Origin of the sequence: Streptomyces sp. MK37H, from assembly GCF_018035285.1 — a bacterium.
In the GTDB taxonomy this organism is placed as follows: domain Bacteria; phylum Actinomycetota; class Actinomycetes; order Streptomycetales; family Streptomycetaceae; genus Streptomyces; species Streptomyces endocoffeicus.
Genome location: NZ_JAAAYH010000363.1, coordinates 1 through 9,164 on the forward strand (window position 1 = coordinate 1; position 9,164 = coordinate 9,164).

At 69.0% G+C, this 9,164-nt stretch carries 12 protein-coding genes; 8 read left to right on the top strand and 4 right to left on the bottom strand.

Annotation, left to right across the window (positions count from 1 at the left end; all coding sequences use genetic code 11):
- Positions 1–365 (top strand): RodZ family helix-turn-helix domain-containing protein (locus GWI24_RS45790; protein ID WP_247617262.1); only part of this gene is annotated, 365 nt, incomplete at its 5' end.
- A gap of 12 nt (positions 366–377) precedes the next feature.
- Here GWI24_RS45790 and GWI24_RS34310 read toward each other — a convergent pair.
- Positions 378–983, bottom strand: coding sequence for a ClpP family protease (locus GWI24_RS34310; protein WP_020871648.1), 606 nt, complete (start codon positions 981–983; stop codon positions 378–380).
- Position 984: 1 nt separating this feature from the next.
- Positions 985–1,638, bottom strand: coding sequence for an ATP-dependent Clp protease proteolytic subunit (locus tag GWI24_RS34315; protein ID WP_210949954.1), 654 nt, complete (start codon positions 1,636–1,638; stop codon positions 985–987).
- 311 nt (positions 1,639–1,949) lie between these two features.
- Here GWI24_RS34315 and GWI24_RS45795 point away from each other — a divergent pair, with 311 nt between their 5' ends.
- Both GWI24_RS45795 and GWI24_RS34325 read left to right on the top strand, forming a co-directional pair.
- Entirely contained in the window at positions 1,950–2,579 is a 630-nt protein-coding gene (locus tag GWI24_RS45795) for a restriction endonuclease (protein WP_308344183.1), read from the top strand.
- Positions 2,580–2,887: 308 nt separating this feature from the next.
- Positions 2,888–3,163: a hypothetical protein gene (locus GWI24_RS34325; protein WP_247617263.1), complete on the top strand. Its 276-nt coding sequence runs from the start codon at positions 2,888–2,890 to the stop codon at positions 3,161–3,163.
- A 139-nt stretch (positions 3,164–3,302) separates the two neighbouring features.
- Here the strand turns inward: GWI24_RS34325 and GWI24_RS34330 are convergent, their stop codons facing one another.
- A complete protein-coding gene (locus tag GWI24_RS34330) occupies positions 3,303–4,157 on the bottom strand; it encodes a TetR/AcrR family transcriptional regulator (protein WP_210949956.1) in 855 nt (284 codons plus the stop codon).
- Positions 4,158–4,301: 144 nt separating this feature from the next.
- On the opposite strand from GWI24_RS34330, the gene GWI24_RS34335 reads away from it, so the two are divergent.
- From GWI24_RS34335 to GWI24_RS34350, 4 genes are all read left to right on the top strand, one after another.
- The gene (locus GWI24_RS34335; RefSeq protein WP_210949957.1) at positions 4,302–5,444 is read left to right on the top strand and encodes an NAD(P)/FAD-dependent oxidoreductase; all 1,143 of its coding nucleotides are present in this window, start codon (positions 4,302–4,304) and stop codon (positions 5,442–5,444) included.
- Positions 5,445–5,470: 26 nt separating this feature from the next.
- A complete protein-coding gene (locus GWI24_RS45800; RefSeq protein ID WP_308344184.1) occupies positions 5,471–6,001 on the top strand; it encodes a class I SAM-dependent methyltransferase in 531 nt (176 codons plus the stop codon).
- Positions 6,002–6,066: 65 nt separating this feature from the next.
- Complete coding sequence (locus GWI24_RS34345; RefSeq protein ID WP_210949958.1) at positions 6,067–6,297, top strand: cold-shock protein; 231 nt, start codon at positions 6,067–6,069, stop codon at positions 6,295–6,297.
- 20 nt (positions 6,298–6,317) lie between these two features.
- Positions 6,318–6,875 (top strand): GNAT family N-acetyltransferase, encoded by a 558-nt coding sequence (locus GWI24_RS34350; protein WP_210949959.1) that lies wholly within the window; start codon positions 6,318–6,320, stop codon positions 6,873–6,875.
- 70 nt (positions 6,876–6,945) lie between these two features.
- Here GWI24_RS34350 and GWI24_RS34355 read toward each other — a convergent pair whose 3' ends face one another.
- On the bottom strand, positions 6,946–8,010 hold the full coding sequence (locus GWI24_RS34355) for an aldo/keto reductase (protein WP_210949960.1): 1,065 nt from the start codon (positions 8,008–8,010) through the stop codon (positions 6,946–6,948).
- Positions 8,011–8,142: 132 nt separating this feature from the next.
- Here GWI24_RS34355 and GWI24_RS34360 point away from each other — a divergent pair, with 132 nt between their 5' ends.
- Complete coding sequence (locus GWI24_RS34360) at positions 8,143–8,964, top strand: helix-turn-helix transcriptional regulator (RefSeq protein ID WP_308344185.1); 822 nt, start codon at positions 8,143–8,145, stop codon at positions 8,962–8,964.
- Positions 8,965–9,164: the final 200 nt, after the last annotated feature.

Sequence of the window (9,164 nt, forward strand, 5' to 3'; positions counted from 1 at the left end):
AGCCCTTGTGGCGGGATGTCGTCGGTGGCGTGCTGCGGCGCGAGCGCCTCGCTCAGCAGCGCACGCTCAAGGACGTGGCCGAGGCGGCACGGATCTCGATGCCGTACCTCTCCGAGCTCGAACGGGGCCGCAAGGAGGCGTCGTCCGAGGTCCTCGCGGCCGCCGCCCGCGCACTCGGCCTCGGCCTGGCCGACCTCCTCGCGATGGCCCAGGGCGAGCTGATCCGGCTCGTCTCCGGCCCGCGGCGGCGCGACGGCGCGGCGATGTCGGTCACGTCCCTCACGTCCGTCACCTCCGCCACGTCCGTCGCGGACCGCGCGGCCCGGAACGCGGGGCGGCAGGGCGACGTACGCCTGGCCGCCTGAGGCACCGAGCCCTCAAAAAGCCCGGGCCATCCGCCGGCTCAGCACCTCGTCGGCGAGCCCGTACGCCACCGCCTCCTCCGCCGTGAAGACCTTGTCGCGGTCCATATCGGCGCGGAGCGCGGCGGCGTCGTGGGGCGTATGGCGGGCCAGCACCTCCTCGACCTGCGAGCGGATCCGGAGCATCTCCTTGGCCTGGAGGCTGAGGTCCGAGACCGTGCCCTGCGCACCACCGCTCACCGGCTGCCCCAGCAGCACCCGGGAGTGCTCCAGCACGAACCGCCGCCCGGGGTCTCCCCCGGCCAGCAGCACCGCCGCGGTCGAGGCCGCCTGTCCCACGCAGAACGTGGAGATGGGCGCGGACACGAACGTCATCGTGTCGTAGATCGCCATCAGCGAGGTGAACGAGCCACCCGGTGAGTTGATGTAGATCGAGACCTCCTGCTCCGGGCTCGACGATTCGAGATGGAGCAGCTGCGCGATGACGACGTTGGCGACGCCGTCGTCGATCTCCGTACCGAGGAAGATGATCCGCTCGGACAGCAGCCTGCTGTAGATGTCGTACGCCCGCTCCCCCTGCGTGGTGCGCTCGACGACCGTCGGAATCGTGTACTGCCCCATGTCAGATCCCCATCCTGCGCCGCGTACCGGCGGGCCGTACGTCCGCGAGCGACTCCACGACCCGGTCGACCATTCCGTACTCCTTCGCCTGCTCCGGTGTGAACCACCGGTCGCGGTCACCGTCGCGCGAAATGGTCTCCACGCTCTGTCCGGTGTGCTCCGCCGTGATCCGCTCGATCGACCGCTTCATGAATTCGAGATTCTCGGCCTGAATCGCGATATCGGCCGTGCTCCCCCCGATACCGGCGGACGGCTGATGCATCATGATGCGGGAATTCGGCAGCGCGTAGCGCTTTCCCGTCGTGCCGACGGTGAGCAGAAACTGCCCCATGCTCGCGGCGAATCCCATGACGAGCGTGGAGACGTCGTTCGGAATCAGCCGCATCGTGTCGTAGATCGCCAGCCCCGCCGTCACCGAACCCCCCGGGCTGTTGACGTAGAGGCTGATGTCCGACCGCGGATCCTCGGCCGAGAGCAGCAGCATCTGCGCACACACCCGGTTCGCGGACACCTCGTCCACCTGCGTGCCGAGAAAGACGATGCGCTGGGTCAGCAGCTGCGCGGCCAGGTGATCGTCGAACCGGGTGGGTGCCGTATCCCCCTCCGCGGCTCGCGGACTCATTGCCGGCTCCCAGCCGGTGGCGAATGTTCCCATGGGACCTCCCTGTGAATATCGCGACCCACACCGCCGCGGTCCTTTCACCATCGACCCAATTCGCTTGCCTGGTAAGGAATCTCGGCCCGCAGCAGATTCGCCCACGGCAGACCTCGCCGCTGCGCGAGGGGCGGTCTTGCGGGGGCGTCCTGCCGCTCCCGACACTGCGAGGGGGAGGGAAACGAGCCGACAGGGGGGCGCGAACATTGACCGTGCGAGGGCGAGGGCGACGGCCACAGCGACGGCGACGTAGAGCGGCATTACGGCGAGCGAAGGCACAGCCGCGCCGCACGGCCTGGAGCGGCGGCGCGGTGGCGGCTCTCGCGCTGGCCCTGACCTGGAAGACCGTATGGCCGTACGTCGTCGGGGTGGTCCTCGTCGGCCTGCTCGGCGCCATCGGCTGGTGGCTGCGGAAGACGCAGCTGCGCACCGTGGCGCAACACCGGGCCTGGCAGACCGAGCAGGAGAACGCGGCACGTGAGCGGTCCATGGTCGAGGTGGACGCCATGACCTGGCAGCGGTTCGAGAGTTACGTCGCGGAGCTGTGCCGCCGGGACGGCTGCACCCAGGTCGTCGTCTCCGGGAGGTCGGGCGACCTGGGCGCGGACGTCATCGGCCGCATGCCGGACGGCCGCCTGCTGGTGATCCAGTGCAAGCACTACGCACCCCATCGCACCGTACCGAGCGGCGATATGCAGAAGTTCCTCGGCACGGCGAAGGCCGAACACGGCGCGGATGTCGCGGTGTTCGTCGCCACCTGCGCCTTCACACGGGAGGCGGAGAAACTCGCGATGAAGCACGAGATCCTCGCCCTGCACCGGAACCTCCTGGGCGCCTGGGTGCGGGGCGCCACCCTGGAGTCCCTGCTCCCCCTCAACGGCACGGGCAACGGCCGCACCGGCCGTAGGCCCCGAAGCCTAGGAGGTCCCCAGCCGGGGTAGCTGCTCGCCGACACCTGCCTGGCCCTCGGCATCCCCCTCCAGGCCCGGTCAACGTCGATCTGCTCCAGCCGGGTGACAACCTTCCGTCTTTGCCTCATCGGTGTCAGTGGGGCCTCAGGTGACTGCTGAAGGGGCACCGACCCTGGACGACATGGCGACGGAGCTCGGCGGCCGCTCGAGGCTCAGCCTCTTAGCCTGCTAATACTGCTGCTGGGACGACGCCAGCATGTTCTTACCTGCTGCGGCCGGCCGACTCGGGTCGGCCCAAACAAGGGCTGCGTCGAGACCGACTGCCTCGCCTCGCCGAGATGCACCTGCCCGTCGGTGGCCACCGGATGCGTCCGTCGTTGGAGGACGTGCTGCTGTTCCTCAAGCGCGAGTTCGCGATCGACACGACGGATAACTGGCGCACGGTGATTGTTGAGCATCTGACCGATTGGCGGCTGACACAGCTGAAGTCCGCCGTACGGGATGCTCCGGAGGCTGCCGCAGAGGTGCTGCGTCTCCTTGGCTACACGGTTGAACCACCGAAAGTGCCGGCTCAGCGACAACCGCGAGAGTCCGTGAAGCTCTTCTGGCCGTAGCCCGTCAACACTCGGCGACAGCTCGAAGAGCGTTGTCCGGCAGAGGGTTGCGTACGAACCGAGTACGCCGCCGCTCGTCGCTGGTTCCCGTGGCGTGGAAGTTCCGTCCTGCCTCGGCGAGGGCCGGGCCTCACCCCGCTCAGGTGGCGGGTGGCGTAGGGCGCCCCTGTTCGCCGGGCAGGTGGAGAGCGGTGATGCCGGTGAGGACGAGGTCGATCCCGGCGAGGAACTGCTCGCGGTCGTCGTGCTCGCGCATCTGGGCCGCGACGGCACGGATGAACGGGTAGTCGTCGGGGTCGAGCTCTTCCCATGCCTTCGACGCGGCGTCGAGGAACTCGGCGCGGTCCACGTCGGGCGCGAAGGCGCGGGCGCTCGCGTTGTTCGCGGCGTTCTGGCTGGTGGCGCCGAGGATGTAGTGCACCAGCGCCGAGGTCGCCGTGAACCAGTGGCCCTCGGGTACGCCCAGCGCGCGGACCTGCCGGCCGATGCTTTCGAAGATCTGCGGCGTCACCGAACCCCAGGGGCTGCGGGAGAGCTGGAGGGCGAGCTGCGTGGGGAGCCACGGGTGGTCCTCGATCGCGTCGAACAGGCCGAACGCGACGGCGCGGATCTTGTCCTGCGGCGAGTCCGGAGATTCGGCGGGCTGGGCGGGCTCGGCCCGCTCAGCGCGCGCGGCCGGCTCAGCGTGCTCGGCGCGCGCGGCCGGCTCAGCGCGCGCGGCCGGCTCAGCGGGCTCGGCCCGCTCAGCGCGCGCGGCCGGCTCGGCGGCCAGAGCGGCGGCGACGACCGCGTCGGTCGCGGCGTCGAGCAGCTCGTCCTTGTTGGCCACATGCCAATAGATCGCCCCGGGCCCGGTAGCGAGGCGCTCGGTCAGCGCCCGGAAGGTCAGCCCGCCCTCGCCGGCCGTGTCGAGCAGTTCGACGGCGGCCTCGACGATGCGCTCGCGGGAGAGCGCCTCCGTGCGCCGCTGGGACCGGCGTGTCCGTGTTGCCATGCTGCCATTTTGACATGACTGGAGCGTTGTTCCAACATGGAGCGACGTTCCATTATGGAGCGGCGTTCCAGTACTGGAATGGCATACCAGCGAGGTTGGCCGGGCTGGCACCGGGCGGTCTCGATTCACGAAGGAGTAGTCACGATGCGCACTCCCGTCACGGTCATCGGCGCCGGACTCGGCGGCCTCACGCTCGCCCGCGTCCTGCACGTCCACGGCGTCCCGGCCACCGTCTACGAGGCGGAGGCCTCCCCGATGGCGCGTTCGCAGGGCGGGATGCTGGACATCCACGACTACAACGGCCAGCTGGCGGTGCGGGCCGCCGGTCTGATGGACGAGTTCCGCGGCCTCGTCCTGGAGGGCCGCCAGGCGATCCGGGCCCTCGACCGGGAAGGGACCGTCCTGTTCGAGAAGGCCGACGACGGCACGGGTGGACGCCCCGAGGTGCAACGCGGCGAGCTGCGGCAGATGCTGCTCGACTCGCTCCCGGCCGGCACCGTCCGGTGGGGCCACAAGGTCAGCGGGACCCGTGCCCTCGGTGAGGGCCGCCACGAGGTGACGTTCGCCGACGGCAGCACCGTCGTCACGAGTCTGCTGGTCGGCGCGGACGGCGCGTGGTCACGGGTCCGGCCGGTGCTTTCCACCGCCATACCCGAGTACACCGGCCTGTCGTTCGTCGAGACGTACCTGTACGACGCCGACACCCGGCACCCCGGCGCCGCGAAGGCCGTCGGCGGCGGGTCGATGATGGCGCACGCGCCGGGCAGGGCGATCCACGCGCACCGGGAGAGCGGCGACACCCTGCACACCTACGTATTGCTCCCCAGGCCGCAGGACTGGTTCGCCGCGATCGACTTCACCGATGCCGCCGCGGCCACCGCGCGGATCGCGCGGGAGTTCGACGGCTGGGCGCCGGAGCTCACCGCGCTGATCACCGACGGCGACACCCCGCCGGTCCTGCGCCCCCACTACACCCTGCCGATCGAGCACCGGTGGGATCGGGTGCCGGGGGTGACGCTGGTCGGCGACGCCGCCCACCTCACGGCCCCGAACGGCGAAGGCGCCAACCTGGCCATGCTCGACGGCGCCGAACTCGGCAAGGCCCTCGCCGCGCACCCCGACGATGCCGAGGCCGCGCTCGCCGAGTACGAGCAGGCCATGTTCCCCCGCAGCGCCGAGGTCGCCGCCGAAGGCATCGACAGCGACGAGCTCATGTTCGGCGACGACGCGCCCCATGGCCTGGTCGCCGCGTTCACCACGTTCATCGAACAGGGGCAGGCCCAATGACCTCGTGACCGCCGTAGGTTGAGTGAGTGACGATTACCTCATCGCAAGAGGCATTCCTGCAGGCGTTCCACGCCGAACGTCCGGCGGTGACCGCGGAGGCGTTCGGCCGCGGTCGCGCTCCGGACGGCCGGTCCAGCTATGAGCTCCTGTGCGACCGGGTGGCCGGAAGCGGGCGCGTACTGGACCTCGGCTGCGGTGATGGCCTGCTGCTGGAGTTCCTGGCCCGGGGGGACGGGAGGCAGCTGGCGGGGGTGGACCTGTCTCCGCAATCGCTGGCGCTGGCACGACGTCGGCCGGCCCTCTCCGAGACCAGGCTGGACCTCGACGGCATGATGAGACTGGAATTGCAGATACATCGGCCCGGCAGGCCCGTCACCACCTACGACCTGATCGCCCGGGTGCCGGATGCTCCGGACACCGGTCCGTTCGACATCGACTGGTCGGGCATCCCACTTGATGAGCCCCTGGAATCACCGCTGCCCCCTGGGCGCCTTCTGCGGATGGACGACAGGGCCTGCTTCTACGGGTCCACGGAGACCGGCGCAGTGAGCCGTTGAGCCCTGCCACCACCATCGGCTGAATGCGGAGACGAGACCGGACCGAGCCCATAGGGTCCATTCCCATGGTGATTGCGACTGTCCGTGAGTGGAGCGACGAGGAGGGGTGGGGCGTGCTCGATTCCCCCGAGACCCCCGGCGGCTGCTTCGGCCACTTCTCCGACATCCAGATGACCGGCCTCCGCACACTGTCGCCCGGACAGCAAGTGGACCTCACATGGGAAGCCCCCGGCTTCAAACAGGACGGGTACGACTACCGCGCGGTGAGCATCGTGCCTCGGCCTGCTGACTCCTGACCGCTGGCTACGATCACACGATGGCCGAAGAGCACTTCCTCGCCCACGGGCCACGGGTGGCGATCCGGCGGATCGCCTTCCAGGACTATGAAGAGATCGGCGCCCTCACTCGTGAGAGCGCCGATCTGCATCACCCGTGGATCCCCACCCGGGAAACGTCCCCGGAAGCATTCCGGGAGTACATCGCGCGGTTCGATCAATCCGCGCACGAAGGCCTTTTGGTCTGTTTGCGCCACACAGGCGCGATCGTCGGCGGAGTCAACATCAACAACATCGTCCGCGGCACCCTCGAAAGCGGGGCCTTGGGTTATGCCGCCTACGCGTCCACCGCAGGGCGCGGCTATATGACCGAGGGATTGCGGCTGGTTCTGAAGTTCGCTTTCGCGGAGCTCGGGCTCCACCGGCTGGAAGCCAACATCCAGCCGGCCAATGAGTCGTCCATCAGGCTGGTACGACGCCTGGGGTTCCAGCGTGAGGGCTACTCTCCCCACTTCCAGTTCCTGAACGGTGCCTGGCGCGGGCACGAACGCTGGGCCGTCACACGGGAGATGACCGGCACCCAGACACCGCCGGGGTGATTTGGGTGACCCCCGCCAGGCGCAACAGGCCGAGTGCGAGGTTGCGGCTGCCCGCGGGGCCGATCGGGTATCAGCGGCGGGTTTCGATCTTCAGGTCGCCTTTGGTCACATTGCGGATGTGGTCACTGGCGAGCAGGCCGTGCGGGGCGCCGAGTTCGATCGCGCTGGCCTCGTCGAGGCGGGCCAGTTGGGAGGCCGTGAAGTCGACCTCCAGGGCGCCCAGATTGCTCTCCAGCTGCGCGAGGGTGCGTGCGCCGATGATCGGTGCTGTCACGCCCGGGTTCCGCAGGGTCCAGGCCAGCCCGACCTGGGCGGGTGTGTGGCCCAGTTCCGTGGCGACCTCCTTCAGGACATCAGCGATGGCGAGGTTACGTTCGGTGAGCGTACCCAAGGCGAAGTTGAAGCTCTTACGGGTGCCGTCGTCGGATCCGACATTCGTCGCGGCCAGGTCGTCGCGGCTGTACTTGCCGGTGAGCACCCCGCCGGCCAGCGGTGAATACGGGACCACACCCAGCCCCATCTCGCGTGCCATGGGGATCAGGTCACGTTCCCCGGTGCGCTCGATCAGGTTGTATTCGATCTGCAGCGCGACCAGCGGCGACCAGCCGCGCAGGTCGGCGATCGTCTGCATGCGCGACACCTGCCAGGCCGGGGCGTTGGAGATCGCCACGTACAGGACCTTGCCCTGCCGGACCAGGTCGTCCAGGCCGCGCAGGATCTCCTCGACCGGCGTCGTGAAATCCCACACGTGCAGGTAGAGCAGATCGATGTAGTCCGTATTCAGCTGTCGCAGGCTGGCTTCCACCGACGCGAACAGGCTCTTGCGGTGCGGGCCCCCGGAATTCGGATCGCCGGGCCGGCGCAGCGTCGTGTATTTCGTTGCCAGCACCAGGCTTTCGCGGTTGTCGCGGGTGAATTCGCCCAGCAGGCGCTCGGAGCTGCCATCGGTGTAGGTGTTGGCGGTGTCGATGAAGTTGCCGCCGCGCTCGACGTAGAGGTCGAACAGCTTGCGCGCCTCGTCCTGCTCGGCGCCCCAGCCCCACTCGGTACCGAAGGTCGCCGCGCCCAGCGCCAGCGGTGAGACCCGTAGCCCGGAGCGGCCCAGCAGCCGATAGGTGTCGAGGGTGAGCGACATCGTGTCCTCCTGTGCTTGTGATCCGTTGTCGAAAACAAGCCTGTGACCTCCGTGAGCCGGGGATAAGGGAAGGAAGTTCCTGGGAACACCAGTCCTACCCTGGCTGTTGGGTCGAACATGACGACCCGAACCGTGGACGCGACACAGGAGCTGGCCGCGTTCTTGCGGACCCGGCGCGAACGCCTGAACCCGGACGATTTCGGCCTGCCGTCGCGTCGGCAGTCCCGGCGGACCCCGGGACTGCGCCGCGAAGAGGTCGCCGAACTGGCCGGGGTCAGCATCGACTACATCGTGCGGCTGGAACAGGGGCGCGGGCTGCGGCCCTCAGCGGACGTGGTGGAGGCGCTGTCCCGGGCGCTGCGCCTGGGCCCCGACGAACGCACCTACCTCTTCGACCTGGCCCAGCAGCGCCGCCCCCGCAACGCCGACAGCCCCGCCACCACCGCGGTGCCGCCGCTGGCCCGGCTGGTCGCCGACCTGTCGCCGCTACCGGCCATGCTGATGAACCACCGCTACGACATCCTGGCCTGGAACGCCGAAATGGCGAGGCTGCTCCTGGATTTCGACACCCTGCCACCGGCCCGGCGCAATGCGATGTGGCTGTGTCTGATGCATCCGCGGATACGTGAGTTCTATGTCGACCGCGAACGCGTCGTGCGGGAGGGAATCGCCCATCTGCGCGCCGCGTGGGCCGCGCATCCGGACGACAAGGCGTTGACCGGCCTCATCGCCGAATTCGCCACTCATGACGAGGAATTCGCGCGCTTGTGGGCCGAGCGAGACGTCAAGGTCAACGGCCGCGGGCGCAAGGTGATACGGCATCCTGACGTCGGTGTGCTCGCACTGCATTTCGAAGTGCTGATGCCACTTGAAGATCCGGACCAGCGGTTGCTGATCTACCGCGCCGCGGACGATGAGAGCCAGTCGGCGTTGGACCGGTTGTGCGCACGGTGATGTCGAACCGTCCATTCAGGCCTTGAGCTCGCGCCCTGAGCCGAACCGCGTTCCGGCGTCTTTCAGGGGGTGGTCGCGGTGCGGCGGAAGTCGCTCGGGGTGACGCCTCGGACCCGTTTGAACGCCGCGCTGAAGCCGAACGGGTCGGAGTAGCCCACGGCGCTCGGCCCGCGCGGCGACCGTCCGGAGACCGTAAGTCG

Coding starts and splice junctions, on each gene's coding strand:
- GWI24_RS34310 (WP_020871648.1), bottom strand. CDS start 983: ATGGGGCAGTACACGATTCCGACGGTCGTCGAGCGCACCACGCAGGGG.
- GWI24_RS34315 (WP_210949954.1), bottom strand. CDS start 1,638: ATGGGAACATTCGCCACCGGCTGGGAGCCGGCAATGAGTCCGCGAGCC.
- GWI24_RS34325 (WP_247617263.1), top strand. CDS start 2,888: ATGCACCTGCCCGTCGGTGGCCACCGGATGCGTCCGTCGTTGGAGGAC.
- GWI24_RS34330 (WP_210949956.1), bottom strand. CDS start 4,157: ATGGCAACACGGACACGCCGGTCCCAGCGGCGCACGGAGGCGCTCTCC.
- GWI24_RS34335 (WP_210949957.1), top strand. CDS start 4,302: ATGCGCACTCCCGTCACGGTCATCGGCGCCGGACTCGGCGGCCTCACG.
- GWI24_RS34345 (WP_210949958.1), top strand. CDS start 6,067: ATGGTGATTGCGACTGTCCGTGAGTGGAGCGACGAGGAGGGGTGGGGC.
- GWI24_RS34350 (WP_210949959.1), top strand. CDS start 6,318: ATGGCCGAAGAGCACTTCCTCGCCCACGGGCCACGGGTGGCGATCCGG.
- GWI24_RS34355 (WP_210949960.1), bottom strand. CDS start 8,010: ATGTCGCTCACCCTCGACACCTATCGGCTGCTGGGCCGCTCCGGGCTA.